Source organism: Streptococcus australis ATCC 700641 (assembly GCF_000186465.1).
GTDB lineage: Bacteria > Bacillota > Bacilli > Lactobacillales > Streptococcaceae > Streptococcus > Streptococcus australis.
In genome coordinates, this window is the sequence record NZ_GL636091.1 from 212,564 (window position 1) to 239,530 (window position 26,967).

General features: G+C 40.4%; 23 protein-coding genes, 11 tRNA genes and 1 pseudogene. 6 read left to right on the forward strand and 29 right to left on the reverse strand.

Annotation, left to right across the window (positions count from 1 at the left end; genetic code table 11):
• Window positions 1–12: 12 nt before the first annotated feature.
• The 9 genes from HMPREF9421_RS01020 to HMPREF9421_RS01060 form a co-directional block, all read right to left on the reverse strand.
• Window positions 13–1,659: a sensor histidine kinase gene (locus HMPREF9421_RS01020; RefSeq protein WP_006595154.1), complete on the reverse strand. Its 1,647-nt coding sequence runs from the start codon at window positions 1,657–1,659 to the stop codon at window positions 13–15.
• A gap of 2 nt (window positions 1,660–1,661) precedes the next feature.
• Entirely contained in the window at window positions 1,662–2,273 is a 612-nt protein-coding gene (locus tag HMPREF9421_RS01025; protein WP_006595155.1) for a YesL family protein, read from the reverse strand.
• A gap of 197 nt (window positions 2,274–2,470) precedes the next feature.
• On the reverse strand, window positions 2,471–3,952 hold the full coding sequence (locus HMPREF9421_RS01030; protein WP_006597195.1) for an ABC transporter substrate-binding protein: 1,482 nt from the start codon (window positions 3,950–3,952) through the stop codon (window positions 2,471–2,473).
• A gap of 63 nt (window positions 3,953–4,015) precedes the next feature.
• A complete protein-coding gene (locus HMPREF9421_RS01035; RefSeq protein WP_050786732.1) occupies window positions 4,016–4,903 on the reverse strand; it encodes a carbohydrate ABC transporter permease in 888 nt (295 codons plus the stop codon).
• A gap of 57 nt (window positions 4,904–4,960) precedes the next feature.
• Complete coding sequence (locus HMPREF9421_RS01040; RefSeq protein WP_006595158.1) at window positions 4,961–5,890, reverse strand: ABC transporter permease; 930 nt, start codon at window positions 5,888–5,890, stop codon at window positions 4,961–4,963.
• A 211-nt stretch (window positions 5,891–6,101) separates the two neighbouring features.
• A complete protein-coding gene (locus tag HMPREF9421_RS01045; RefSeq protein ID WP_006595160.1) occupies window positions 6,102–7,982 on the reverse strand; it encodes a beta-N-acetylhexosaminidase in 1,881 nt (626 codons plus the stop codon).
• A complete protein-coding gene (locus HMPREF9421_RS01050; protein ID WP_006595161.1) occupies window positions 7,976–8,845 on the reverse strand; it encodes an ROK family protein in 870 nt (289 codons plus the stop codon). Before HMPREF9421_RS01050 ends, HMPREF9421_RS01045 begins: the two co-directional genes overlap by 7 nt.
• A gap of 83 nt (window positions 8,846–8,928) precedes the next feature.
• A complete protein-coding gene (locus HMPREF9421_RS01055) occupies window positions 8,929–11,574 on the reverse strand; it encodes an alpha-mannosidase (protein ID WP_006595162.1) in 2,646 nt (881 codons plus the stop codon).
• Between the two features lie 195 nt (window positions 11,575–11,769).
• On the reverse strand, window positions 11,770–13,050 hold the full coding sequence (locus HMPREF9421_RS01060) for a glycoside hydrolase family 125 protein (protein ID WP_006595163.1): 1,281 nt from the start codon (window positions 13,048–13,050) through the stop codon (window positions 11,770–11,772).
• Between the two features lie 193 nt (window positions 13,051–13,243).
• On the opposite strand from HMPREF9421_RS01060, the gene HMPREF9421_RS01065 reads away from it, so the two are divergent.
• On the forward strand, window positions 13,244–15,322 hold the full coding sequence (locus HMPREF9421_RS01065) for a GH92 family glycosyl hydrolase (protein WP_006595165.1): 2,079 nt from the start codon (window positions 13,244–13,246) through the stop codon (window positions 15,320–15,322).
• A 53-nt stretch (window positions 15,323–15,375) separates the two neighbouring features.
• On the opposite strand, the gene HMPREF9421_RS01070 is transcribed toward HMPREF9421_RS01065, so the two are convergent.
• From HMPREF9421_RS01070 to HMPREF9421_RS01105, 9 genes and pseudogenes are all read right to left on the reverse strand, one after another.
• Window positions 15,376–15,921: a DUF6287 domain-containing protein gene (locus HMPREF9421_RS01070; RefSeq protein ID WP_006595166.1), complete on the reverse strand. Its 546-nt coding sequence runs from the start codon at window positions 15,919–15,921 to the stop codon at window positions 15,376–15,378.
• Between the two features lie 113 nt (window positions 15,922–16,034).
• Window positions 16,035–17,534 (reverse strand): zinc ABC transporter substrate-binding protein AdcA, encoded by a 1,500-nt coding sequence (locus HMPREF9421_RS01075; protein WP_006595167.1) that lies wholly within the window; start codon window positions 17,532–17,534, stop codon window positions 16,035–16,037.
• An 8-nt stretch (window positions 17,535–17,542) separates the two neighbouring features.
• The gene (locus tag HMPREF9421_RS01080) at window positions 17,543–18,346 is read right to left on the reverse strand and encodes a metal ABC transporter permease (protein WP_006595168.1); all 804 of its coding nucleotides are present in this window, start codon (window positions 18,344–18,346) and stop codon (window positions 17,543–17,545) included.
• Window positions 18,339–19,043 carry a metal ABC transporter ATP-binding protein gene (locus HMPREF9421_RS01085; protein ID WP_006595169.1) on the reverse strand — a complete coding sequence of 235 codons (705 nt, stop codon included), beginning with the start codon at window positions 19,041–19,043 and terminating at the stop codon, window positions 18,339–18,341. Before HMPREF9421_RS01085 ends, HMPREF9421_RS01080 begins: the two co-directional genes overlap by 8 nt.
• Window positions 19,043–19,480, reverse strand: coding sequence for a zinc-dependent MarR family transcriptional regulator (locus HMPREF9421_RS01090; protein WP_006595170.1), 438 nt, complete (start codon window positions 19,478–19,480; stop codon window positions 19,043–19,045). The genes HMPREF9421_RS01085 and HMPREF9421_RS01090 overlap by 1 nt, the downstream gene beginning before the upstream one ends.
• A 423-nt stretch (window positions 19,481–19,903) precedes the next feature.
• Window positions 19,904–20,014 (reverse strand): annotated as a pseudogene (locus HMPREF9421_RS10905) (IS30 family transposase); the annotation flags it as partial.
• A 320-nt stretch (window positions 20,015–20,334) separates the two neighbouring features.
• Window positions 20,335–21,000: an HAD family hydrolase gene (locus tag HMPREF9421_RS01095; protein WP_003005418.1), complete on the reverse strand. Its 666-nt coding sequence runs from the start codon at window positions 20,998–21,000 to the stop codon at window positions 20,335–20,337.
• 47 nt (window positions 21,001–21,047) lie between these two features.
• A complete protein-coding gene (locus tag HMPREF9421_RS01100) occupies window positions 21,048–21,311 on the reverse strand; it encodes a transposase (protein ID WP_006155666.1) in 264 nt (87 codons plus the stop codon).
• A 358-nt stretch (window positions 21,312–21,669) separates the two neighbouring features.
• Window positions 21,670–22,116: a helix-turn-helix transcriptional regulator gene (locus HMPREF9421_RS01105; protein WP_006147801.1), complete on the reverse strand. Its 447-nt coding sequence runs from the start codon at window positions 22,114–22,116 to the stop codon at window positions 21,670–21,672.
• A gap of 320 nt (window positions 22,117–22,436) precedes the next feature.
• On the opposite strand from HMPREF9421_RS01105, the gene HMPREF9421_RS01110 reads away from it, so the two are divergent.
• From HMPREF9421_RS01110 to HMPREF9421_RS01130, 5 genes are all read left to right on the forward strand, one after another.
• Complete coding sequence (locus HMPREF9421_RS01110) at window positions 22,437–22,910, forward strand: hypothetical protein (protein ID WP_006595171.1); 474 nt, start codon at window positions 22,437–22,439, stop codon at window positions 22,908–22,910.
• A gap of 196 nt (window positions 22,911–23,106) precedes the next feature.
• A complete protein-coding gene (locus tag HMPREF9421_RS01115) occupies window positions 23,107–24,147 on the forward strand; it encodes a replication initiation factor domain-containing protein (RefSeq protein WP_006597194.1) in 1,041 nt (346 codons plus the stop codon).
• 2 nt (window positions 24,148–24,149) lie between these two features.
• Window positions 24,150–24,536, forward strand: coding sequence for a hypothetical protein (locus tag HMPREF9421_RS01120; RefSeq protein ID WP_006595173.1), 387 nt, complete (start codon window positions 24,150–24,152; stop codon window positions 24,534–24,536).
• 59 nt (window positions 24,537–24,595) lie between these two features.
• A complete protein-coding gene (locus HMPREF9421_RS01125) occupies window positions 24,596–24,790 on the forward strand; it encodes a DUF3173 domain-containing protein (protein ID WP_000598356.1) in 195 nt (64 codons plus the stop codon).
• A gap of 3 nt (window positions 24,791–24,793) precedes the next feature.
• Entirely contained in the window at window positions 24,794–25,927 is a 1,134-nt protein-coding gene (locus HMPREF9421_RS01130) for a tyrosine-type recombinase/integrase (RefSeq protein WP_006595174.1), read from the forward strand.
• Between the two features lie 74 nt (window positions 25,928–26,001).
• On the opposite strand, the gene HMPREF9421_RS01135 is transcribed toward HMPREF9421_RS01130, so the two are convergent.
• From HMPREF9421_RS01135 to HMPREF9421_RS01185, 11 genes are all read right to left on the reverse strand, one after another.
• Window positions 26,002–26,085 (reverse strand) — tRNA-Leu (locus tag HMPREF9421_RS01135).
• 9 nt (window positions 26,086–26,094) lie between these two features.
• A tRNA-Gln gene (locus HMPREF9421_RS01140) sits at window positions 26,095–26,166 on the reverse strand.
• A 13-nt stretch (window positions 26,167–26,179) separates the two neighbouring features.
• A tRNA-His gene (locus HMPREF9421_RS01145) sits at window positions 26,180–26,252 on the reverse strand.
• Window positions 26,253–26,264: 12 nt separating this feature from the next.
• Window positions 26,265–26,335: transfer RNA gene (locus tag HMPREF9421_RS01150), tRNA-Trp, on the reverse strand.
• Between the two features lie 6 nt (window positions 26,336–26,341).
• Window positions 26,342–26,422 (reverse strand) — tRNA-Tyr (locus HMPREF9421_RS01155).
• Between the two features lie 15 nt (window positions 26,423–26,437).
• Window positions 26,438–26,510, reverse strand: a tRNA-Phe gene (locus HMPREF9421_RS01160).
• Window positions 26,511–26,515: 5 nt separating this feature from the next.
• A tRNA-Met gene (locus HMPREF9421_RS01165) sits at window positions 26,516–26,589 on the reverse strand.
• Between the two features lie 9 nt (window positions 26,590–26,598).
• Window positions 26,599–26,688, reverse strand: a tRNA-Ser gene (locus HMPREF9421_RS01170).
• 9 nt (window positions 26,689–26,697) lie between these two features.
• A tRNA-Glu gene (locus tag HMPREF9421_RS01175) sits at window positions 26,698–26,769 on the reverse strand.
• Window positions 26,770–26,782: 13 nt separating this feature from the next.
• Window positions 26,783–26,856 (reverse strand) — tRNA-Ile (locus HMPREF9421_RS01180).
• Window positions 26,857–26,889: 33 nt separating this feature from the next.
• A tRNA-Gly gene (locus HMPREF9421_RS01185) sits at window positions 26,890–26,960 on the reverse strand.
• Between the last annotated feature and the right edge of the window lie 7 nt (window positions 26,961–26,967).

Here is a 26,967-nt window from a genome sequence, read left to right on the forward strand (position 1 = left end):
GATTCTTTCCTCTTAAGTGTCCTCGATGGTAATCGTATAGAGAACACCTTTTCCTTTTTCTGATGTAATTTGAATGTGGTAACGATCCCCAAAGTAGAGAAGGAAACGCTCGTGGACATTGACAATCCCAATCGATTGTCGCCCCTTCCTCTCTTCTACTTCTTCTCGTGGATCCCTATGACTCAATATTTGTTGGATCCGTTGCAACTGGCTCGGTTCCATTCCTCTCCCATTGTCCTGGACTCGAATTTCCACCGCTTCTCCAACACGACGGACTTTGATACTAATGACATTGTCCTTGCGCTTGTGATCAACTCCATGAACAAAGTAATTTTCCACTAGTGGCTGAAGAGTAAACTTCGGAATAATCGTCTCTTCTAGACTGGGTTCAATTTTAAAGCCATAAGCAATCGATTTTGGATAACGCACCATACAGAGATAGCTGTATTTTCTACAAAATTCCAACTCATTTTCTATGGTCGTTTCTTTCTCCTCTGAAATATTGTTTCGAAGGAGACTACTAAATTCGTAAATAATATCGGCTAATTCTTCTTGATCCTGCATGACTGCATACATACGAATAAACTCCATGGTATTATACATGAAATGCGGATTAATCTGCGCTTGCAAGGCTTTCATGTTGGCATCTTTTTGACTCAGTTGTAGCTGATAAATATCCCGGATCGACTTGTCCATATTGTCCAACATGGTATTGGTCATTTCCGCAACTAAGAGGAGCTCCTGCTCTTTGGTATCCACATTGATCCGTCGCTCAGAATCCCCCTGGCTGATGGCTTCCATGGTATCTACCAAATCCAACACTTGTTTTTGGTAATTGCGGAAAATACGTTGCAGCAAGAGATACAAGATCAAGAACAGGATTAAGGCGACCGAAATCATCCAGGTAAAACTAAATAAGGCCGTTCGAACCGTGTAAGAAGTCGGAATTCCAACCCAGATTTGATAGCCGTAAGCAGTATCTCGCACAATCCACTGGCTATGATCTTTAGGGTTGATATCCCCTCTGTGGTAAAAAACCTTGCCCAAGGGATTATAAATTTGGACAGCAACTGGAATAGTGTCTTGAATATTGTCGACGACAGAATCCAATAGCGCTGGATTGACTTTAATGTAGGCTAGTCCAATATCTTCGCCAGTCGTCGCATCCGTCAAGGAGACTGGGATTGCTTGTGAACTAGCTATGTATTGATCCGCAGGAACTTGTTGCCCTCCTTTTTTATTTTTACTGGAGACAAACACAGTCGTATAGTCATTTAACACCAAATCAATTTGATCAACAACATCGTGTTCCAAATACAGAGTTTCAATATTACGGTGCAGCGAAACTTGAATATAATTGGAGAAAAAATTATCCAAACGCCAGCTTTCGTATTCAGAAGGCGTCATTGAAAAATACTTGTAGACTCCTTCGAGCTTGGCAGGATTCTCTACCAGACTCTTCCCCCATTGAGAAGATCTCTTATAAAGATCCTCTACCTCAGCAGTCAAGCGCGAGGAAATCAACTGAGCGATTCGATCTGTCTCTGCTTTCTGATTATGCCAATAGACCAAAGATACCGTCACACCTAAAGTCGTGATGATCCCCACCATGATATAGGCATAGAATTTCAAAAGTGTTGCTAACCATATTTTTTTCATAATTAAGAAACCACTTTAGAGCGAATTGTTTCATAGACGGGTTGAAAAATATCATTGACAAAGAAATGCCACAAGCCCAGTAAAACAAAGAAAAATAAAGCCGGAACGAAATGAGTAACAACTCCTAGAAGAAAGGTCCCCAAGAGAAACTTGGTCACTGCACGAATATCCAGAAAAGCACCAATAAAACTCAACTTCAAGCTATTAAGGTAGGACAAGTCAAAATGGACCTGAAGCTTGAGATAGACTGCAAAAGTCAGGGGAGCCACCAATAAGAAAATCAAATTGACCAATAGGATAAAAATCTGAAATAGGGACAAGTGGGGCAATTGAACCATCAGATACATACCATAAATAAGAATGGCTTCGATCAAAAAAAATGTATAGAAAACCTGGTTGGCCCGACGGAAATTTTCTTTATAGAGCGACCAAGCTTCAGACCAAGCATATTGCTTGTAATCAGATCCATGTTCGGCATATAGACTCATAATCGTTGCACTAGCAGGCCCAAATCCAAATAGGATGCCTCCACAAAAAGATAGCGCCCAAAAGATTCCTGTTGCCAGCATGGCTAAATAGACCCTTGTAAAAATAAATTCAATCATTCTTCCCATAATTTGTCTCCATGTTCATTTGCTGTAGAGGGGAACTTCAATCAAGTTAGTATAGTTTCCCTAGTACAACTGATGATTATACCCTATATTATAGCACATTTCCTCTGATGGTTTCGATTTCGAAATCATCAACAGAAAAGACTTTGAAGTGCGAAGACCTCAAAGTCTTTTGATAGACTTAAGCAAGTAATGCTAGCTTATTTCTTAGCAGCAAGGTACTCATCGTATTGTTTTTGGATTTCATCCAAGACTTTTTGGTAGGCACCTTCTGATTTCAATTTTTCAAGCATCTTAGGAATTTCAACTTCAGGATCTACTGTACCTGTATTGATGGCACTTGTGAATTGGTTCAAAGTGTTTGTAAGGGCAGTGATTTCTGATTTCACGTTTTCAGTGTTGAAGATGAATCCAAGTGCTGGAGATTCTTTTGCAGTTTCCAAGTCTTTCTTAGATTGTGCAATTTGCTCATCCGTTACGTTTTCGTTGATGTAAAGGATCCAGTTGTTACCAGTGTTCCATCCAGACATGTGAGTGTTTCCGTTGTAGCCATCCAAGACTTTCACACGGTTTTCTTTACCTTCAACTTTTTCCCAGTTCTTGCCTTCTGGTCCGTAAACAAGACCGTTCAAGAGTTCTGGGTTTGTATTCAAGAGGTTCAATACTTCCATTGCTTTTTCTTTGTTCTTAGAGTTGTTTGAGATAACAAAGTTTGCAACTTGAGTAGTGTTGTTCTTCTTGTAAAGTTGAGTGAATGGTTTGATCTCGATCTTACGGTTTGCTACACGAGTAAGCAAGCTGTTACCGTAGTCAGCAGGTCCTACTGTTTCTTCACGTACCAACCAAGTATCTTGAGAAAGGTCATATCCAGTGTCGCTTGTAGCTACGTCTTTTGGAATGTATCCTGCTTCATAGTATTTATGAAGAGTCTTCAAGTTTTCAACATAACGTGGGATTGTGTAACGGTCAACGATCTTAGTTGTGTCACCTTGCAAATCGACAACGAATGGAAGTCCATCTACTGCGATGTAATCGAAGTCATCAGAAGGTCCACCATAGCTCTTGTTCATTGCGAATGGAACAACGTTTGGATCTTTTTCTTTGATCGCTTTCAAGACTGGTTCAAGAGAAGCATAGTCTTTTACGTTTGAGATATCGATACCATATTTTTCAAGAAGTGGTCCGTTGAAGGCAAAGTTTTGTGAAGATGCCACGTTAGCTGCAACTGGAACTGAGTAGATCTTGCCGTTTACAGTATTCCCTTTGATGTATGCTGGGTCAAGTGCTTCATAAAGCTCTTTCCCTTCTTTCTTGTACAAGTCTGTCAAGTCAGCATAAGCACCTTTTTGAGCGTTGATGACATAGTTGTTTGCGAAAGCAATATCGTAGCTTTCACCAGATGAAATGATAACGTTCATCTTCTTGTCGTAGTCACCCCAACCAAGGTATTGGATATCTAATTTAACACCAGCTTTTTCTTCGATGATCTTGTTAGCATTTTCTAACAAGGTATCCAAGTTGTCCGGTTTGTCACCGATTTGGTACATTTTGATAACTGTTTTGCCATCTTCACTCTTAGATGATTTTTGGTTATCACCTGTCAAGTTTCCACAAGCAGCAAGAGTTGCTCCAAGTGCGAGGACGCTAGCAGAAGCTAAAGCATATTTTTTCCAATTTTTCATGAGAAAAACTCCTTTTTTATTTTTCTTTATTAACATTATGAAGGGTGGGTGAGAAAGGTTTGCTTACTCTTTCACACCACCGATGGTCAATCCTTTTACAAAGTAACGTTGGAAGAATGGATAGAGGATAGCGATTGGAACTGTTGCCACCACCACCATGGCCATCCGTCCAGTTTCCTTAGGAAGGGATTGGACCGCACCAGCGATTTGGCTAGATGCACCGACTGATTTAGAAATGTAATCCATATTATTTTGGATTTGCATCAGCAAGTATTGAAGGGGATAGAGATTTTCGCTCTTGATATAGAGGAGGGCGTTGAACCAGTCATTCCAGAAGCCGAGGGCTGTAAAGAGACTGATGGTCGCAATCCCTGGGAGAGAAAGTGGCAAACAGATCTGGAAGAAGATCCGTGTTTCACTGGCTCCATCTATCCGAGCAGACTCAAGAATAGCTTCTGGGATCGTCCGTTTGAAGAAGGTCCGCATCAAGATAATATTGAAAGGACTCAATAACATCGGAATGATGAGGGCTCCAACCGTATCTCCTAAATGAAGCAACTGAGTGGTAACGATGTAACCTGGTACCATCCCTGCACTAAAGAGCATGCTCAAGAGGGCAAAGACAGTAAAGAAGTTTCTGTACTTAAAGGTTCTACGAGAGATTGCGTAGGCGTAGGTCGTTGTAATGAAGACATTACATGCTGTCCCTACAATCGTCACAAACAAGGTAATAAAGAGGGCTTGAAGAATCTTATCCTTAAATTGAACAAGGAAAAGATAGCCATCTGCACCGAATTTAGCAGGCCAAAATTGGAAGCCGTGAATCGCCAAACTTTGTTCATCTGTCAAGGAAATCATGACAACGAAGATGAAGGGCAAGATACAGGATAGAGCAACCAAGCCGACGATGCTACTAAAGAAGAGGTCTGCTTTCTTACTGAAGGAGTGGATCCCAACATTATCAACTTTTTCTTTTTAATTTTTGATTTTGCCATGGTATCCTCCTTTCTAGAAGAGTGCTGCATTCTTATCGATCCGACGTGCTACAATATTAGAAAGTAAAACGAGAATCAATCCGACAACTGATTGGTAAAGACCAGCCGCTGCGGCCATCGCAATATCTCCTGATTTAGCAAGTCCATTGTAGACATAGACATCAATTACGTTTGTCACACTATAAAGGGAACCTGAGTTATGTGGGATTTGGTAGAACAATCCAAAGTCAGCACGGAAGATATTTCCTATGGCAAGGATGGTCAAGACCGTAATCAAGGAAGACAACTGAGGAATGGTAATGTGGCGGATTCGCTGCCACTTAGATGCTCCATCCACTGTTGCTGCTTCGTAGAAGGTTGGATCAATTCCCATGATGGTTGCATAGTACATAACACTGCTATAACCAAAGCCTTTCCAGATTCCTAAGAAGAGGAGAAGCGCTGGCCAAATGGCAACCTCTGTATAGAAGTTGATTCCTTTCATCCCAAGTGATGTTAAGATGTGGTTAATCAAGCCTTTATCGACGTTTAAGAAGGCATCTGTAAAGAAGCTTATGATAACCCATGACAAGAAATAGGGGAACAACATTGATGTTTGAAACACTTTAACCAACCGTTTGGAACGCATCTCACTAAAGATAATGGCAATCCCAACAGAAACAATCAAGCCCAAGAAAATAAAGGCTAGGTTGTAAAGGACGGTATTTCTTGTAATGATATAAGCATCTTTAGAACTAAAGAGGAATTTGAAGTTATCAAATCCTACCCACTTACTCTTCATTACACTATCAATAAATCCCTCTCCGGTGATATGATAGTCTTTAAATGCGACAACGTTTCCCAAAACAGGTATGTAGAAGAATAAAATCAACCACGCTGCACCTGGTAAAACCATTAAGAAGAAAATGAGATTTTCTCTCAAGGTCTTAACAAACTTTTTCATCTGACTCCCCCCTTTGTCATTTTATTTTTTGGTAACGTTTACATTTTTTATTATAAAACTCTATGAAAACTTTTTCAAACTCCTAATTATAGAAAAAATTCTACAAATTTATGACATAGCCTTAAAAATGGAGAAAAAAGGAGAAGAAATGTCTCCATCGGACATCTTTCTCCTCCTTCAACATCATTTTCTTTAAAGACAGCCTTTTGGATTAGGTCGTATAAATGGTCGAAGCTGTCGCAATGGTATGCCACTGATTAGCCGTTGTGGCTGCGAAGTCCTTATCTCCGTAGAAATCGTTGAATGGCAAAATCTCTACTTCCAACTCATCAATCCGTGAGATGGAACCAGCTAGATAGTCCTCCATACGGCTTTCTGCTCGCTTGATTCGCTGCAAGAGTCCACCCATGCGGATATCTACTGTATCCAAACCAAAGACCTTGTTTTCTTTCAACCATTGCTGACTAAAGAGCTTGTGGAAGGTTTCAATCTGGCTTCTGAGTTTTGGTAATTCTTCCCTAGCAATTTGTTGCAAGCTCTCTTTATCACCTGTTTGATAGGCTTGACGAATGCGTCGTCCCACATCAACCTTGCCACTTAAAATAGCATTCAACTGGGCCTGAGTTTCGAAAAGATAAGCGTAGACTCCAGCTTTTTCTTTAATGTCAGAAAGAGTCTCAGCTGCTTGGGCAAAGTGTGGTTTGTCCTGTTCAGGTGTCATGTGCTTGTCAAGAATTGGGCAGAGAACATCCTGATAAAAGGTATAGCGGTTAGGGTTGATACCATGTATATTACCTGGCAGGTCTGGTAAGAGGTTGGCAAGGTCAAGCTGCATAAAGTCCTCAACGGATAGACCTGTATTGGTTTTGAAATGTGCAGACAAACGGTCTAGGTCATTGCGGTAGCAGAGTTCTGCCCAAATTTGCAAGCTCGGTAAGATAGAGAATTGGGCTGTTTCACCACCATTATCTGCCCATCCCGTCACGATGACTTCCTTGATCTGATTAGCACGGCAGGCTTTGTTTGCTTCGACAGCGATGAGACGACTGAAATGGTTGTGTGGTGTGAAACCAATCCACTTCCAAGCACCACCTGCAAAGGCAATATCCTGGCTAATCTTGTGGTGATTACCGAAGTTACGGTTGTATTTTTCTTCGCTATCCTGATAATAATCCCAGTAAACCAAGGTCACACGGTCTTTAAGGCGGTCAAGAAAAACTCGTGTTTCTTCTGGAATTTCCACATCACGGTCGTACTGGCCATCTGCTGACATGAGTTTGAAGAACATATCGCTCCACATCTGGCAGTGGAAACCATACTTGTCTGCAATATCCAGCACGCGCTCCAAATGTTGACACATGAGGAGGCTACGGTCCACAACACCGTTTAAGATGAGATAGCGTCCCAAACCAACCAAGTGGGCTTCGTCCATGCCGATATTGACCTTGCGTGTTTGTAGTTTAGACAAAGTCGCAAACATGCCGTCGATTAGGTCGTAAACTTTTTCTTCGCCGATGAGGAGAATGTCCTCTACATCACGAAGTTGCTGGACTTCTTTAACACCCCATTTGACAAAGGCTGATAAGTGAGCCAAGGTCTGAATACAAGGAACAAAAGTCATGTCAAACTGCTGGGCATAGGCTTCGATTTCCTGTAATTCTTCAGCTGAATAAGCCCCACGGAAATAGCCAAAGTAAGGTTGTCCCTCAATCTGATAGGTATCTTCCATGTAGAGCTCAAAGATTGAATAACCCATCAGAGCTAAGACTTCAATCATCTGCTTGGCAGATGCAACATTTAGAACCGCATTACGGGAACAATCCGCCATGTAGGCTAAATCTTCATAAGCCGCTTGCTCCTCAATCTCCACCTTATCACCTTCTTCTAAAGCTGTTGCGAGAACAGACAAGGCACGGTAGAGTTGATGAGGTTTACGGTAGGTCAATTGATACTGCCCATTCTCCCCCTTGATAGAGATGGAAGCATGGTCAGACTGAGCGACTGCCACTTCTACATCTGGTAGAGAAATGTGCTTTTGAAGTAAGTCTATAGCTTGCTGTTGTTTACTGCTAATTCCGGTAAAATTTACCATTGGTTTTCCTCCTGTAACCAGTTGACAAGGGCACCGTAGAGATTGGCATCTGCCTGATAGGTGCAAGCTTGGATAACTGGCGCAATTGTATACTCTTCATATCTTTCCACAAAGACGTCTACCGCTTTTTGGACCCCTCTGATAAAATCAGGGTTCTGACTGATAGAGCCACCTAGGCTAATGACATCTGGGTCGATGAGATACTGGATATTGAGTAATCCTTGAGCTAGGTTACGATTCATGCGCTCAATGGCTTCTTGGCAAAGGGCATTGCCGGCTGCAGCCTCTTGGTACACCTTGCGGCCATCCCATTCAGACTGACCTGATTTTTCGATGACATAGCGAACCATGTTTCCTGTTGATGCTAGTTGCGACCAGTTATTGAGCTTTTCTGCTGGTTCGATAGTAGTCATGTAACCAAACTCTCCACCCAAGCCATGGCGACCACGGTGAATTTTGCCATTGATAATCATGGCCCCACCGATCCCTGTACCAATCACGACACAGGCTGCATTTTCAATCTCAGGATGAGCTAGCAGTTCACTAAGTCCAACACAGTTGGCATCATTTTCTAGATGGACAGGTAGTTGGTGATGAGCAAGCGCTTCATACCATGAAAAACCATGGATGTAAGGAATGGCACTGATCCCCTCAATCACCCCGGTTTCTTGATTAACTGCACCTGGCACACTCATAGCAATCCCACGATAGTCCTGTTCTGATAAGCGTTGGTCCAACCAAGCCAACAAATCTTCTAAAGTTTCTGGAGTTGGGGTGCTGGTCTTATCTAAAATCTTTCCATCAGGAGTTAGACTAGCAAACTTAATGCCAGTCCCTCCGATATCAATCGTTGCAATGGTCATTGCTTTCACCTGCAAAAGGAGCGAATCAGCAGTTGGCTCTTACTTTTTCGCTCCTCCTTTCTGTTTGTGTTTACTTTTTGAAATTAAATTTCTTCTTTTTTGATCAATTCTGTACGAATTTCCTGTGGTGCCAATAATCCTGTATGGATAGGATACGGTTGCTCCAGAAGATCGACAACCGTTTGTTGCCCTTCTGACACGCGCACATTTTCTTGGCTCATATTGTAATAGCGAAGAATGTAACCTTCGTCATTTTCTGCCACCTTAAAGGCTGTTGGACAAACCTGAGGATGCGTCAAGGCTGTATGCTTGAGTAAGCTACCAGACGCCGCTACACTTCCTTCTTGTTTTTCAACTTGGAGGCTAGTCATCGGTGTCTGTAAAGCCTTAGCTCGGCGATAAGCTGAGAAGCGGCCCTGAGCTTGATGACATTCCACTGCATATTCCACCTCAAAGGCCCGTAAGCATTGTGCTTCTGGTGTTGGGAAATAGCCCCAGTCACCAAGTTCTCCAGAAGCCCGAAGAATGGTCACGGCAACGGTATCATCCCCTAAAATTTCATATTCATGTAAACCTTTATTGGCTACTGTTACCCCCTTGACGTCATCATACAAGCTGACAAAAGCTTGCTGGTGTTGGGGATTTTCAGGATTTTCCCAAGAAGCTGCTGGTTTATTTGGCCGTGTCACAACTTCATAGATGCTTTCAGAATCATTGCTTGGACGTGTGTTATGAGTTTTGACCAAGAGACGGATACGGTGGTCTTTGGCTGTATTGGTGAAGCGCGTCTTGAAGCGAATCTGCGGGTCATCCACAAAGACCGTCATTTCCGTTTCTAGAGGGATGGTTGTCAGCTCTTCTGAGCGACTTGCCTTACGGTTCATAAACTCGATAATGCCTCTTTGTTCTGCATCCAATTTTTCATCTGCGCTGACTGGAATGGTCAAGTTATGCTTGAGCAAGATTTTGGCATAGCGAGCATTGTTTTCTAGAACTTCATAACCTTTCAGTTGAGCAAAGATCGGCTCTGTTCCTTTTGGTTGGAAGTAAATATACTCATTTCCAATATCCCCACGATCCTCGAATTGGATGAAGTCTTCGTAAGCTTCGTTAGTCGTCTTATCGTAAAGGGTCAAGCCATCATCAATACTGAGGGTTACAAATGGTGTATCGAGAACCCCATTTTGGTAAATCCCATCATGATGGGAAGCTTTTCCTTCCAGAAGCTGGAAGGTGGTCCAAGAAAGAGGTGATAGGTGAACTGGAACCGTCACGCGGACTTGACGCGCAATATAGGGTTGGCGGAATTTATCCTTTGGTAAGGTATATCCAAAACTTGCCCCCAAGTCTTCAATCTCAGCTTCTACAAGATGCCCATCTAAATCCTCTACATGATAGTCTGGCAAGGTCAAAGCAGCCATTTTCTTGAAGCCTTCTGTCGGGTGCAATTCCTTAAATGGACAAACCGCTACATCGACAATCGTGCTGACGGTATCCACCTTGCCATGCAAGCCAGTATTCATAACCGTAAAGAGATGCTCACTCTGGGCTTTCTGAGTCGCGAGTTTCTCTTTCCATTCGTTCAAAAGGTTGGTTTTGACAAAATTCCCGACTTGATTGACCTTGGCAAAACGAACTTCCATTTCACGGTGAACTTCGTCAATACTACAACCACAGATACTATCATGAGGTGCATTTTGTAAGAGCATCTTCCAGGCATAGGTCAATTGATCCTTGTGGTTATGTCCACCAGTGATGATGGTCAAAGGTTCCACCACTTGCTCTAGCAAATTGCTGTTCTCTTGAAAGGCTTGTTTGAGGTAAACGCGTGAAGAGGAGGTATTCGCCAGAGTATACCAACCATCCGTTTCCTGACTGGTCAACTCACCTGTGACGGTTGATAATTGTTCAGGAAGGGCACTTTCTACTGCTTGCACGTAGTCATCAAAGGAACTGTGAATAAAGGTCACGTCAGGGAAGAGTTCATTGGCGACGCGAATGGCTTCACTCAAGTTTCGTTGAACGGGTTGGTGGTCACAGCCGTTCATCATCAACCATTGGGTGGTCGATGCATAGTCACGGACATCCGCCAATTTTTGTTTCCAGAAAGTCAAGGCTTCGTCTTTATCCACTGGAATTTCATTCCCGTTACTGTACCAGTTGGCAAAGAGAATGCCCAGCACACGACTACCATCTGCCCCTTGCCAGTACATCTCAGAAAATTGAGAAGTGAATTGCTCATCTTCGAGGACTTGGTTGTCAAATCCGATTGGTTTGACACCGCGACCAAAGGCTGCGACGTGAATGCCTGACTTTTGAAGGATTTGAGGAGCTTGTCCCATATTCCCAAAGGTATCTGGGAAATAACCGATCTGCGTAGATTTGCCCCATTTGGCACATTCCGCTTGTCCAATCAAGGTATTGCGGACGTTAGCTTCACTGGAAATCAAGTAATCATCCTGCAAGATATAGAAAGGCCCAATCTTGAGTTTGCCTTCGTCGATATAACGTTGCACCTTGTCACGGTTTTCAGGGCGAATTTCTAAATAGTCATCAAGGACGATCGTTTGTCCATCTAGGTGGAAGCTCTTGAACTCAGGATCATTTTCAAAAAGATCAAACAGATTGTCAAACAGTTCCACCAATTGCATGCGGTGGCTTTCAAAAGGTAGATACCACTCACGATCCCAGTGGCTGTGAGAGATGATATGTACAACAACATTTTCCATGAGTAAAACCTCATTCTAACTTAAATTTTTAATGTTTTAAATATAAACTTGTGATTCTAACAAGAATCAGTGAAGCTAAAGCGTGCTCCTTATACTCAATGAAAATCAAAGAGCAAACTAGGAAGCTAGCCGCAGGCTGTACTTGAGTACAGCAAGGCGAAGCTGACGTGGTTTGAATTTGATTTTCGAAGAGTATTAACGAATATCCAAGTAATCCAAGACTAATTCGCAGAACATCATGTTGGCCCATGAGAACCATTCACGAGAGTAGAGAGTCGGATCATCTACGTGGAAGCTTTCATGCATAACACCTGTTCCGCCATCACATGCAACTAGTTGGTCTAGCAAGTATTTTTTCTCAGCTTTATCTGTAGCTGTTAAGCCTTGAATTGACAGGGCAATCGGCCAGATATAACGATAGAAGGTATGAGAGCTTCCAAGTCCGCTAGCGTATTCTCCTTGGTAGAAGTAGGGATTTTCAGGGCTGAGAATGGTGCGACGAGTGGCTTGATAAACTTCGTCATTGACATCGCAGTAACCAAGATAGGGAGCAGCTAACAAACTTGGTACGTTAGGGTCGTCCATGATGCTAGCATTTCCTAAACCGTCTACTTCAAAGGCATAAATCTTCTCCCCCTTGCTGTTAGTCGTGTAGGCGTAATTTTCGATCCCTTCTTGAATCTCAGCCTGCAGACGTTTGGCATCAGCAATCATGCTTTCACTATCAGCTAGATTCAATGTAGCAAAGATTTCTTGGACATAACCTAAGACAACGACTGCAAACATATTTGACGGAATCAAGTAGCTATATTGACAACAATCATCACTCGGACGAAAGGCTGACCAGGTCATTCCTGTCACGGCAAAGTCGGGACCAAAACCATCATTTACCAAAGTGTCTTCCTTACGATCAGTATCCCGAACAAAGCGATAAGGAGAGTTCTTGTGGTCTTGCTCCACCGTCCAGAGATGAAGGATCTCCTTGGTCGCCGTAACAAAAGTTTCATCAAACTGGCTAGTCTCACCAGTTTCTTTCCAAAGGAGATAAGCTAACTGCAAGGGATAGCAAAGCGAATCCACTTCATACTTGCGTTCCCAAATCCAGCCATTGAGATCTGTATGGTCTGTTTCGTGGTGACCCTTCCAGTTTTCCTCAATATTAAAAGAGTTAGCATAGGGATCCTTGAGGATCAATGTCATCTGACGTTTGACCAGACCTGCAATGGTCTGACGCAAGAGAGGATCTCTTTTAGCCACATGAAGATAAGGTCTCAATTGAGCCGTTGAGTCACGCAACCACATAGCTGGGATATCTCCCGTCAGTACAAAAGTTGAGCCATCTTCTAAGATTTCAACTGTATTGTCTAAAGTGTCTGTATAGCAACGCTCAAAGACATCCACCCATTCAGGGTAATCCTTAGCACGTTCTGCTACTTGATCCAACCATTCTCTAACGATTTCTTTTGAATAGGTCATTTGTTTTCCTCACACTTGTCGATTCTTTCCTATTCAGTATAAAAGATTTCAGATGGGAAATACATACGCAAATTATAGCCCTTTTTCTACAAACTTTTCTAGTTTTGAAAAAGACTTTCCCATTTGAGTGGCTTCTGCTAAAATAAAGAAAGAAAAGGGCTTGAAGGCCCTCGTATGACACAGGAGGTCCCGCATGAAGACCGGTATTACTCACATTGATACCCGCTTAGGAACAGACAATCACTCAGCATACTCTAACGGCAACACCCTCCCTTACACAGGAGTTCCTTTTGGGATGAATTATTTCCTCCCACAGACGACACATGAACAGGGGGCTTGGTTTTTCAACCCCAACCTTCCTATCTTTCAAGGTATTCGCTTGACCCATCAGCCTAGCCCTTGGATTGGAGATTTTTCCTGGTGTCTCCTCACCCCTCTGACAGACATTCCGACTCAAGAAGACCTCTATTTCAGACAGAGCAGTTACCGGATCCAAGAAGCTGTCTTTCAGCCCCATTATTTAGCCCTCACCTCAGAGCGCTATCAAGTCCATACAGAGCTGACACCCAGCCTCTACGGGGCCATTCTCCGCTTTAGAGGGCCGTCTGCACTTTCACTGGCCATTCATTGCCCCAATGGACTAACTGAAGTAGAATTCGGAGAAACGAATCTACATTTTCACATCCTAGACCAAAATCATACCGACCAACAAGACTTTCCTTTCTATCTTCATGTTGAATTTGACCAAGCCATCACTCGCACTCACTGGCTAGGACAGGATTTGATCCTAGAATTTGACAGCCCTAGGCTAGAAGCTCGATTAGGCACTTCCTTTATCAACCCTGAGTTGGCCAAATCTCACCTTCCTACAGCTAGCTTTGAAGAGATGAAAGAAAAAGCGAGCCGCAAATGGCAAGAGCTAATGGACCGATTTGACATTTTAGATACGGGCGGAGAGGATCGAACCTTTTTCGATCACTGTCTCTACCGTAGTCTGCTCTTTCCTCAGACTTGTTATGAAGTAACCCCTGAGGGGAAAGCAGTCCATCGCGATTTCGCCCACAACCGCATTCAAGAAGGAAAATATTTCACGAGTTTGGGCTTCTGGGATCTTTTTCGGACCACCTTTCCTCTCTATAGCCTAGTCTATCCTGAACTCTATCAGGAATTTCTCGAAGGCTTCCTCAGCCATTACCGGGATACCGGTTTCCTCCCTAAATGGCTAGCGCCGGACGAAAGAGGCATGATGCCTGGAACCCTCATTGACGGGGTCATTGCCGATGCTATTCAAAAAGGCCTGGCTCCTGACCTCCACACGGAGCTTTTTGAAGCCATGCTGGATACAGCTAGGAAGGAAGACCCAAATGGTCATTACGGTCGACGAGGAGCTAAAAAATACAAGGAGTTAGGCTATCTATCAACTGACTATCACGAAAGCGTGAGTCACACCATCGACTTCTCCTATAGCGATTTTTGTATCGCCCAAACTGCCCAGCTACTTGGCAAGGAAGAGTTGGCCAAAGAATATACCCAGTCTAGTCTTTCCTATCGAACTCTCTTTGATCCAGAAACAGGTTATATCCGAGCCAAAGATAAGAAGGGCCATTTCAGACCAGACTTCTCGCCCATCAGTTGGGGACGCGACTATGCAGAGTGCTCTGCCATTCAGGCAACCTTAGGCGCCCTTCACGACATTGAGGGCCTCAAGCAACTGTTTGGAGGAGAAGAAGACTTCACCCACTACTTAACTCGACTAGCCACTCAAGCACCGCATTATGAGGTGACAGGCTATGGCTACGAAATTCATGAAATGAGTGAGATGGCCCAAGTTCCTTTTGGGCAAATTGCCATTTCAAACCAACCGAGTTTTCACATCCCCTATCTCTTCCGCTATAGCCAACACCCAGAATACACTAGCATCCTGATCCAAGCCCTTCGCAAAGAAGCCTTCCAGCCAAGCTTCCAAGCCTATCCAGGAGATGAGGATAATGGCAGCCTATCCTCTTGGTATATCTGGTCGGTTTTAGGACTCTATCCAACTTGTCCAGGCAAGCCAGTCTATGACCTAGGAATTCCCCTCTTCAAACACTTGCGCCTCTATCTCCCTCAAGAGAAAAAATGGCTGCATATCCATAGCACAGCTCACACAGCCCAGGCACACTTTCTTCAAGATGTTTCCCTTGATGGAAAAAGAATCGACAGAGTGAGCCACCAAGACCTCTTAAAAGCAGAGAAGTTAGACTTCCACCTTTCTTGGCTCCCTAAAATCTAAAAAAGAATGAAGAGTAGGATACTCTTCATTCTTTTTTATTTCAGTTATACTAGCTAGTCCCCGACCTTATAGAGGAAAGAACCTTGTTCCGTAAAACTGTACATCCCTGTTCCGGTCCAGAGACGGTCCTTATTAACATCAGAATCATCATGGAAGATGACTTCTCCATTTTCATCCGTTTGGTCATCAATCGTAAGCCCGGCAGGAATAAATTCCATCAGAAATCCACCTGTGATTCCTCCGTAGACTCCTCCTGAAACAGTCCCATAGTCTGTCAAGGAAAGACCATAAGACTCATATTCGTTTGAGACCAAACCATTTTTATCAAAGACGAGTTTATTCCCCTTATCATCTTGCCAGACACCAGCTACGCTACTATAATCCCCTTGAGCGATTGCTTCAATATCCATCTTTGTTTTCTCTTTCTTATCACTCGAACTCTCAGCCTTCTTTGCTTCACTAGTAGCTGAGCTATCCTTCGATTGACGAACTGTACTTTCTTTACTTTCAGATCCTGTCTCCTGTTTTTTATCACCACAGGCTCCAAGGAAAAACAGTAGAGCAGAAAGCAACAATAGCAAACGATACTTTTTCATCATGAATCTCCCCACATTCAATCTATTCTATAAGCCTAATTTTATCCTTTTTCTAGCAATTTGACAAGTTTCTGTTACTATCAAAAAAGGAACCAACTGGTTCCTTCTCTATTTGATTAGTGGGCCAACATTTCCTGCGCAATTTCGAATCCGGATAAGTCACTTGGGTAGTAAGTAGGCCAATTTTCCAATTCCTTATAAAGAACCTCTTGGCTTTCCCCACCGAAGAAAATATGGAAGTGAGCTGCCTTATTAGGAGCAATTTGATGGTCACTGAATTGAACATACTTGAATTCACCCGCATTTGGATCAGTTGCTTCAAAGAGATACCGCACTCCACGATTCCCTTTTGTATAGGTTAGCGTATGCTTCCCAGCATAGCGGTATTCGAACTTCTTCTCTTCGCCATTCTTATAGAAGGTCATGGTTTTGTCTGTAATGACAATCCGGTCGACATCTGTTTTATAGCCGGTGGTGTAGTAGGCTTTATACTCTTCAGCTGTTTTGGACTTGGTTAATTTGGCTTTGTAGTCAAAGACTTGATCCAAGGTTCCATCTTTTAGATAAGGATACACAGACTGCCAATCACCTACATAGTCTGAAAGAGTTCGGTCCTTAATAGCACTGTCTTCAAAGTAGCCATTGGCCACTGTTTTGGTGTCTTCTTCCTCTTCTGGAGCGATTTCTTTTCCGGCTTGAGTCGTTGTTAACTCCAAAGATTTGAGGTTGGCTCCCATGATAGAGATGTAGTCATCACCATCTTTCATCTGCTCATCTGTCAAGCTCTCTAATGGATTCAAAACAGCTAAGTCCACACCGGTTTCAGCAGACAAGGTTTTCGATAAGGATTTAGAAGCATTTTCTTCAAAGTAGATGACCTTGATGTCGTTCTTCTTGATGTACTCTGTCAATTCACTCAAGCGAGTTGCAGACGGTTCACTATCTGGTGACAAACCTGAAATAGAGACTTGATTCAAACCATAGTCCAGGGCCAAATAACGAAAAGCTGCGTGTTGAGTAACAAAGTTTTTCTGTTTCGCTTCAGACAAGCTCTTCGTATAGCTATCATCCAATTTTTTCAACTTGGCAATATAGGCATCTGCATTTGCTGTAAAGCTAGCCTTTTTATCTGGGTACTGTTTCACCAGTTGATCACGAATCGTTTCTACCATTTTAATGGCTCTCTGTGGAGAAAGCCAGACATGGGGATCGTACTCATGATGGTGTTCTTCCCTTCCCTCATGGTCATGCTCTTCTTCACCACCTGGTAAAAGAAGCATATTCTCAGTCGCTTTGACAACCTTTGTTTTCTTGCCATCCATTGATTTCAACAACTGAGGCACCCAAGTTTCCATGTTCTCGTTCTCATAGACAAAGACATCTGACTCTTGGATTTTTGCGCGCCCCTTGGCAGACAATTCAAAATCATGGGGTTCCGAACCAGAGCCAATCAAGAGTTCCACATCTCCCTCGTCTCCAACGACTTGCTTAGTAAATTCATAGACAGGATAGAAAGTCGTCATGACTTTCAATTTCCCTGACTGATTTTGACCACCACTACAAGCTACTAAAAGAATACTACAGAAGGCTAACACCAGCCATGCAAGTTTTTTCATAAGATCACCTATTTTCTAAATTTAACAAAAAGATTTGAGAGCAAAAAGAAGGATACAAATAAGAGGGTAATGGTCGCACTAACCGGTGTATCCGGGTAATAAGAAAGAATGAGACCACTGACCATCCCTACAAAACCAATGACCACTGCCAGAAGCATAACCGAACGGAAGGTTTTTCCTAGCTTTAAAGCAATACTAGCTGGTAAGACCATAATAGTAGATACCAACAAGGAACCCGCAGCTGGGATCATCAAGGCAATAGCCACCCCTGTCACAATATTAAACAAGATAGACATGAGACGCACGGGTAAACCATCTACATAAGCTGTATCCTCATCAAATGTAAGGATATACATGGGACGAATAAAGAGAACCGTCAAACATAAAACAATCGCCGCTATGACAAACAGAGCTAACACTTGCTCATCGGTAATGGTCAAGGTAGAACCAAATAGGTACTGGTCCAGACTCATGGAGCTTTTACCGCCGCCCTTCATGACCACCAAAGCCAAGGCCAAGCCGGTTGACATGAGAATCGCTGTCCCAATTTCCATAAAATCTTTATAGACTGTTCGTAAGTACTCTAGAAATACAGCAGCTATGATGACCACAATGACTGTAGAAATAGTTGGAGAGAAACCAAGGAAGAGGCCAAAAGCAACCCCTGATAGAGAGACGTGGCTCAGTGTATCACTCATTAAACTCTGACGACGCAAAATCAAAAATACACCTAAGATAGGGGAGAAGAGACTCATGGCAACCATCGCCAACAAGGCCCGTTGCATAAAGTCATATTGAAATAAACTAAGCATGCTCCTCACCTCCATCTTTCTCATGGACATTAAAGCAACGCCATGGAGAATTTTGTTTTCTCACCAAATGGATATTGCGATCGGCAAAATGACTCACTTCTTCAGGATCATGCGTGATCATTAAAACAGCCTTTCCGTGGTGATGGGCACTGTGGTGCATTAATTCATAAAACTCATCCTTGCTACCAGCATCCATCCCTGTAGTTGGTTCATCCAACACAAAAATATCTGGATCTGACGCAAACATTCTTGCAATGACAGCCCGTTGCTTCTGACCACCTGATAGAGCTCCTAAAGGTTTATCTCGATGCTCTAACATTCCAACAGCCGTTAAACTAGTTAAAATATGTTCCTCATCATGATGATTCAAGCGACGAAACCATCCTTTGCGAGGATAACGACCTGATTTAACAAACTCATAAACAGAACTGGGAAAACCTGCATTGAAGCTAGCAATTTGTTGCGGAAGATAGGCAATACGTAATTTCTTTCCAGCTACATTCTCCTTGGAAATTTCAACAGTACCCATCTTAGGTTTCAAAATACCAAGACTTGCCTTAATCAAAGTAGATTTGGCTGCACCATTCTCACCAGTCAGCGTCACAAACTCACCACTGTCCAAGTAGTAATTAACTCCTTCAAGAACAGGCTCATGATCATAATAAAAAGAAAGATCTTTAACAGTAATATAACGCATTAACGAAGATCCTCCAATAAGCGCGATAGAAATTTAGAAATAACCATTTGTTCTTCTTGAGAAAATTCACTCAAAACTTGATTATAAACAGCCAATGTATGATCATGATGATGAGAATGTTCTTCAGCAACCGGACGACCTAAATCTGTTAACCGATACAAAACAATACGAGCATCATTCTCATCTTTCAAAGCTTCCAGCATACCAAAAGAAAGTAATTGTTTAACAGCTTTGGTCACAGCAGCTTGACTGACATTTAGTAATTTAGCTAGCTCAGAATTTGAATAATTGTCCTTTGAAAGTAACATTAAAATATGCTCTTGCGTATTGGTTAAAGAAAAACCACTCGTACAGGAACCAATCAAAACTTCATGCTGATTCTCAGAAATAAGTAAAATAGAATTTAAAAACTCATCAATCTGATTAGCCACTTTCATACGTTTATCCTCTCTATTAATCGAAAAAAAAATACTTTACCGGTTAATTATAACACAGTAAAGGAAAATAGTCAAAGTGTTTTCAGAAAACAATGACAAAAATATTAGTAATAAATTAGTAACTGAACGTTAACAATTTAACGAATAAAAGAAAAAGACAAGGTCCGAAAACCTTGTCTTTAATACTATACCGGCGGCCGGGGTCGAACCGGCACGTCCTTGCGGACACTGGATTTTGAGTTCTATGAATACATTTTTTAAATCTTATAACCTTGATTTAGTAGGTTTTTTAGACTTTTAAATCTTGCAAAATAGACTCTTTTTTCAAATTTTGGTAACTTTTTTGTAACTCATCTTTCTCTCTTAAATAACTACTTCCATAAATAGTGAGTCGATAATCTTATTTCTTAGTTATCTCATTTGTCAAATTAAGCTAGACAATTTCACCTGACTCAGAAAAACTTGATACGGAGTTTGGTAGTTCAAGGACTTCCTTGGGATTCGATTTCGCTTATCAAGTACAGAAAAAACAAATTAAACTATAGTCCGTTAAAAATTAGAGGTATCGTAGTTAGTTTACATATCTATCAAGTGTCTATAGTAATAAACTTCATTATTAAAATAAAATGTATTAGTATCAAAGCAACTATCTCAACTTGATTGGTTACTATAATACATCCCTACTAATATCAAAAAGCCACTGTTTCCAGTGACTTCATAATACCTTTCACTCAAAAATATTTACGTTTTTACCAACAAAGCTACACACTCAGCGGTTCGCTGTTACCTTAAATTTCGTTATGAAACAAGTTTATTTCTTTCTAACGTCCTCAAGAACCTCATCGCCTTTCAACTCAAAGACTCTGTGATTCTATTATTTGTAAAACTTCTTTCATATTTTCAACTTTCCATTGCGCTTTGTCATTAAAAAATGGTAATCGGCTATCATAATAACCAATAGTTGCAATTCCGGCGCTAGTTGAAGATTCAATTCCAGAGTATGAATCTTCAATTGCAATACATTGTTCTGCTTGCAATTCTAACTTATGTAGCGTTGTTAAATAGATAGACGGATTTGGCTTACTTTCTACAAAATTCTCTCCGCTAACGATGACATCAAAATATTTTTTTATGTCACACCTTTCTAAAACTTCATTAATATGCTCATATTTTGATGATGATGCTACAGCTAATTTGATTCCGTTTTTCAATGCATAGTCAATAATTTTTAGAATTTCTTTTCTAAAAAGTAAAGAATAATCAATTTTTTCATATCTCTCATCACTAAAAGAAGCATATTCTTTTTCTATAGTTTTTATATCATATTGTTTCCCAATAAATTGCTGTAAAAGCCTATAAAGATTAAAATATGATTTACCAACTAATACCAATAGCTCAGAATCTTCGTAACTAGATTTTGGATTAAGGTGTTTGATAAAATCTTTCTGTATTAGAAAATCTTGGTACTCTGTATCAACTATAACTCCATCCATATCGAAGATTATACCTTTCAAATTCATAAATCCTCCTTTAAAATCAAAATCTATCATATATAATACCCGTGTTGCTAGTTGATAAAAAATCCTAAATTATAGACCAAAATAGCCCGTTCGATCTCTAATTGCAAACCTGCTAAAGAGCGAGCAAGCGGATGTTCAATGTTAAACAATGCATTTAGGACAGAGATCCGAGTTTCGATGGTCCTTCGGATTGCCAGGATAGCAGGATTGTTGTGCTCAGCTGCTCCTTTCATATTTTTACGAATCGGCGTCAAAAAGTCTATTCCCTTGGCTTCCAATCGTTTTTTCAGTTCCTTACCCAAGTAGCCCAAATAACTACTATTTGGGCAAAATGTTACTTAGTTTCTTTTTAAATGAGCAATGAGTAACTTAATAAGATAAGCTAGAACTACAAGTGATAATAGAAAGAAAATAGAATAAATAAAATAGATTTGCATATTGGACACCTCCTAAATAAAAGAGATAAGCCATCCTGCCCTCAATATTATTGTACTCCCACTTAAAAGCGGTGTCAAGCATTATGATAAATAATACTAGCACCTATGGTGAATTTAAAATCTAAAAAACAAACCATCAATCTGCATTAAAATAATCATAAACCTCTTTATATGGAATTCCGTTAATATTTTAGACACATTTTGGGAGGAAATTTTGAAGACTAGCGTCCTTCTATTTTTCCCAATAAGTTTTAACTTCTTCAAAAATCTTATTCAAAAGTTCTGCATCTTTTTCTGACAACTGATTTTTTTCTATAACTCTATCTTTTAGTTCTGTTGCCTTTATTTTATTTCTTGCCACCGAAACTGCTATTGAATGTTTCAAAATATCAAACTCATCCTTTGAAAAGTTTGCAATATTGGTAAGATCTAATTGTTCTAGAGGTAAACTACTGATAATTGAATAAGGTTTTTGTCCCAGCAAATAATCTGTAGTAGTACCAAAGATATTTGCTAATTTCACAACGAATTCTAATCCTGGTTCTAACGTTCCATTCTCCCACCGAGAATATGTCCCTTGTTGAACTCCAATTAATTCCGATATTTGTACTTGAGTTAACTTTTTTGATTTTCTGAGAGTTTTTAACCTCTCTGAAAATTTATAATCCTCTGTATACATAATTCTCCTATAGATATTCTTATTCGTATATTTTTTCTTGACAAAATATTCTAAACGGTATAAAATAGAATTATTCCATAAGGAATATTTATTTTGAGATTAAATATTCCATTGAGAATATTATAGCATAAAAGGGGGTAAAAGCGTATGTAATTAGTAGTCGATTTTAAAAATTTTAATAAAGGAGGTAAGATTCGACAAAATAAAAAAATCTTGAAACAAATGTGCCGTTCGTTCCAAGATCAAAACATATTATGTAACAATTATACCACAGAAAACTCCTCAGTTGCACAAAAAAATTTCGGAGGTTTCACAAAAAGATGACCAATAAAGAGTTAGTCAATCAAATTTCTGGCCTAAACTCTACCTCTACTCTTAAAAATTGGATCCAACTGATTAAAGAGATAAGTGGCAAGGAATTTAAGAAAATTAAAGTTCCTATCAGTAGAAATCCAAGAACTCATCAATTAAGTTATACAGTTGCCTATGACTTTACAGACGAAGACCTTAGACAATTTCAAAAGTTAGCTAACCTAAAACTTGAAATAGGTCTAAAAGAGGCTATACAAGCCGTATTTGGGAGTCTAGCAGACAATGAACAAGAACTCCTAAACCAAGTAATAGATGAGCTCTATGATGAACTGAGCGCCTTAAAACAGGAATTTAAGCGAGAAATACGACTGATAAAAAATGAGAATGCCAATCTAAAAAAGAAAATCCAAGATATTGAAGAGTCGATGCAAACCGGCTTACTAGGGTTTGTTCAGAAGAGGTCAAAAAATAGGTTCGGCTAATAGCGAATTTTCGGCTGAGCCATGAGGCAGAAAGCCGAAAACGAGCGTAGATGCGGACGGACCATTTTTGACCGAAAGGGTGTGTAGTAACACCACCCTCTGCAAGTTAGGTGTACCATCGAAAGAAATCAGTATTTCCAAGGGTTTCGGAGATTTTAAGGGTGGCAAAATTAGGCAAAAAGTTGAATCAAAATCTATGGCAAAAAATGAACATTTACGTTCTGTATTTGACTGGATTCAAATTCAGTTTGATAAGACTGAATTTTCGCCAAGAGAAATAATCGAAGATATTCTATTTCTTGACTATAACCTATTTATTGAGAATAAAGGGAGCCTTAAATACTATAACTATGATAGCCAGTTTCATTATGGGAATATCCGTATCTACTATGGAGCGAAAGAGTCGTCCTACATGCTTGTCATGTCAGGACAGGCACTCGAGTTCTTTAGAGATATGGTATTAGATCCAAATAGTCTGTCCGAAAGACAGTTTCTGAACAATCTCTACTACAATTACAATCAATTTTCAGTAAGACGAATTGATATTGCAATAGATGATTTTAATGAAACACCCTACTTCACTCCTAATCAGCTTCTAAAGATTTGTCAGAAGAAACGCTTTATATATGGAAAAAGCACCTACTACAATACCTACGGAGATGAAACAATCGGCCAAACCTTATATTTGAGAAAACCCAATGATGATGAAAGACTTAGAATTTACGATAAACGCTTAGAACGAGCTGAGAAGCTCGGCATCAGCAAGCGGTATATAGAAAATTGGATAAGAACGGAGTTAGAACTTAGGAAAGAAAAAGCTCACTACTTCATTCAAGAATGGTTGCATTCAGAAATAGATCTTCTCAACTTTACCAAGGGATATCTCAAAGAAAAAGTGAGGTTCTATAGTGATAATCACTTCTCAAAACCTTTGAGATCTTGGGAAAAGTTTTTAGGTCACTCAAAACCTGTCTCTATCATTATTTCAAAACCAAAAACAGAACTAGAACAAAAATTAGAATGGTTTACCTATAAAGGTTCTGGAGCTATTCTAAAAGCGTATAAATTTCTATACGACAATAACTTACTGCATGAGTATGAGAAGTCTAACTATCTCGCACTCAACAATATGGAATATCCACCAGATTTAGCAAGTGGATTAATAGAAAGGGCAATACTCTTTAAAAGAGAGGATTTGATCCCCACAATCAAAGAAAATATCAAAAGGAGAAATTAACTATGGCAAAAATGCTTTCACAAAATGACTGGAATTTTAATAACATTGGAACAAAATTTGAATTGGATGAAGTCATTCCAAAATTTGAAACGGAAGTCCGAGCTGATGCAAACGGAGAAATTATCAAAAACCGAGATGGTAGCGAAAGACGTTTTAATACCGATAAAATCATTGGTTGGAAATACAATGTAACGATCAAGGATGGACAATTCAAAAAGAAATCAACCCAAGTCTCAGTAGACAATCCAGAAGCTTTAGTTGATAATGACTATATCCAAGCAATGGATGAAGTACCAGTAACATTTGACAATTTACAAGCTACTATGATTAGTTCGACAATGTATTACAAGGCGGATGCTATCCATTTAGTAGATGTAAAACAAAAATAAGTATTAGACAAGGGGAGTTAATCCTCCCCTTACTTAATCTAATTAGAAAAGGAGATCACATGATTAAAACAGTAACAAAAGATGACCTTATCGAACTTGGATTTGCTCCAGGAACTGCAAGAAAGATTATCCATACTGGCAAATTACTATTAGTGAATCGTGGTTTTAATATCTACGATAACAAACGGATTGGTACAATTCCAGCTAGTGTTGCTGAAGAACTACTAGGAATTGAACTCCAGAAAGAAGCATAATGAATGACTATTCGTAAAACTAAAAGTGGTAAATGGACCGTTGATGTTTCTAACGGTTTCCACCCAGTCACACAAAAAAGAATACGTATTATTCGTAAAGGATTAAAATCTAAAAAGGAAGCCCTAGAACTTGAACAACATATTAGAGTTGTAGAATTAAAAGAAAAACAATTTGACTTTGTAGTAACAACAGATATGTTATTCGACTTACTTGAAGAAGATGATCTGAAAAATGGCAGAAAAATAAGCTATACAAGTACACAAAGAAACAATTATGAGCGTCATATTAAGCCATATTTTAAAAATACAAATTTAAATAAATTAACGTATGACCATATATTCGAATTTCGTGAATACCTAAAAACAAAACCTAAAAAACAAAATGAAAATGAAGTTTTAAGCTATAATACAATTAATAAAGTTCTAATTCTACTTAAAAAAATTTTTGATACTGGTATAAGAAAATCTCTCATTGATAAAAATCCAGTTAAGAATCTGAGAAAATTACCAATTAGGAAGCCTGATATTAAATTTTGGAGTATAGAAGAATTCACGAGATTTAGAGAACTTATTCGAGATGATGAAATAAGTTATGACCTGTTTTTCATAATTGCTTTCTTTACTGGAATGAGAATGGGGGAAATCCTCGCATTGAACTGGAATGATATAAATCTTTTAACAAATACGATTTACGTTACCAAAACGGTATACTTTGTCAATAATACAAGCTACATTAATACAACAAAAACACGATCAGGAACTAGAAATATAACAATAAATCAGAAATTAGCAGAAATGCTAATAGATTGGAAAGTAAAACAAAAAGAAAAACTTGAGGAATTTACGAAAAATACTGAAGAACTACAAATAATACAGAGTACACCAATAACAATTACAAAAAATATGATTGATAAGAAGTTTAAGCAAATACTAGAAAGGGATAAAGATTTAAAGAAAATAAGAATTCATGATTTGAGACACTCTCATGCATCATTACTTATAAATCAAGGAGAAGATTATCTTGTTGTCAAAGAAAGATTAGGACACGCATCTATTACAACAACAATTGATACTTATTCACATTTGTACCCTAGCAAACAGAAAACATTGGCTAATAAACTTGATGATTTATTTTAAAATGGAAAAAATTGGTAACTCGACACACAACAAAGAAAAAAAGACAAGGTCCGAAAACCTTGTCTTTAATACTATACCGGCGGCCGGGGTCGAACCGGCACGTCCTTGCGGACACTGGATTTTGAGTCCAGCGCGTCTGCCAATTCCGCCACGCCGGCAAAGTATAACTGGGGTAGCTGGATTCGAACCAACGCATGAGGGAGTCAAAGTCCCTTGCCTTACCGCTTGGCTATACCCCAATAATATAAAATAGGCGAGTGATGGGGATCGAACCCACGCATGCCAGAGCCACAATCTGGTGTGTTAACCACTTCACCACACCCGCCATATTCTTATACACGGGCAGTAGGAATTGAACCCACACTGAAGGTTTTGGAGACCTTAGTTCTACCTTTAAACTATGCCCGTAAAGGATGGAAGGGGAGGGATTCGAACCCCCGAACCCGAAGGAGCGGATTTACAGTCCGCCGCGTTTAGCCTCTTCGCTACCCTTCCGAAAATATTAAATTATGGCGCGAGACGGAATCGAACCGCCGACACATGGAGCTTCAATCCATTGCTCTACCAACTGAGCTACCGAGCCAAATATTGCGGGAGCAGGATTTGAACCTACGACCTTCGGGTTATGAGCCCGACGAGCTACCGAGCTGCTCCATCCCGCGTTAATATTAAGGAGGATGTGGGATTCGAACCCACGCACGCTTTTACACGCCTGACGGTTTTCAAGACCGTTCCCTTCAGCCGGACTTGGGTAATCCTCCAATATAATATAGTCCGTACGGGATTCGAACCCGTGTTACCGCCGTGAAAAGGCGGTGTCTTAACCCCTTGACCAACGGACCATAATATTAAAAATGGGCACGAGTGGACTCGAACCACCGACCTCACGCTTATCAGGCGTGCGCTCTAACCACCTGAGCTACGCGCCCAAGTTAAAAACTTGGTAATGAACAAATGTTCAAAGCGGGTGACGAGAATCGAACTCGCGACAACAGCTTGGAAGGCTGTAGTTTTACCACTAAACTACACCCGCTTGAAAA